We start from the raw sequence: 1106 nt of genomic DNA on the forward strand, positions 1-1106 counted from the left end.
TACGTTAAAGGATTCAAACGTTTGAAATTTAAGACACAAATTATTGAAAAACCAATGCACGCATTCATTATTAATTGTGATGGAGTTGATATTGGTTATATTCAATATTACAACAAACATGATTTCCCACCTAAACAGATCGATCCTAGCGATAGAAGGTAAAGAAGCGCTTTATACATTTACCACAGAATAAATGTATTTAATTTAGTATTACAAACACATGATTGAGAAAAAAATCGAAAGCTTCGACAAAATGCTAAGATAAAACAAATTAATTCAAAATATACATCAAGCTGATAAGAAAGGGCATGGCAAATTGTAAGCGTAGCAATAATAAATTATAGAGTGAAATTTTACCAGTGACCGATACCGAAAACACAGGATGAAAGTAACAACTTTCCCCAAGGAACATACCTCTAATATATCAGGGTATTAAAAGATTTTGATCGATCATGAATCCAAGCTATAGATGGAGCGTCTGTAGGTCTGGACTACGGTGAGCTAATCCCGCGCTGGGGTAGTCGAGAAATGTGCTCGCTAGGCCGTGCCACCTCCGTGTGAGTATTGTAACTGACTCCAGGGTTCGTCGGGTCGTTGAAGGACTCGGTGTCACACACAAAAAGAAGTAATGGGTATAAAGCTATTATAGACTTAATTCCATGTTAACGACCAATTTCATCCGGTTAGCAATCTCCCTTTAGTTTACAAGATCGATCCTAAAAGTAGCAGCAAAGTAAGCGCCTATCCTCCTATCGGTAGAATATTAGTGACTTTGACCTTTACCTACACACATACATACATAAAGCAACCCGTTGCAGTCCCTTCTGGACGTAGGCCTCCCCCAGAGTACGCCATAGGGCACGATCGATCGTCTAGATAGTTGGTAGGACCCATTACGTTGTGTTTAATGTAGAAAATAAGTAACCCAAACAGTTCTTTAAGAAGGTACATGGATTTCCTGACAAGAGTAAAGGCTGGAATGGTATCGGGAAAGGTATATGAGCCTCACGGGGCCCCCTCTCCGCCCCTGAGAAGTAGAACCCTCACCCCTTACAGATATTCAGAATTGATATCTATTTTCCCTTAGGAAGAATTGATATCTATTT

1 pseudogene is annotated in these 1106 nt (G+C 39.3%); it reads left to right on the plus strand.

What is annotated here, in order from left to right:
• Window positions 1–138 (plus strand): annotated as a pseudogene (locus ACJ5GX_RS01635) (N-acetyltransferase); the annotation flags it as partial.
• Window positions 139–1106 lie beyond the last annotated feature (968 nt).

The sequence above is a fragment of the Wolbachia endosymbiont of Tuta absoluta genome, from assembly GCF_059414725.1.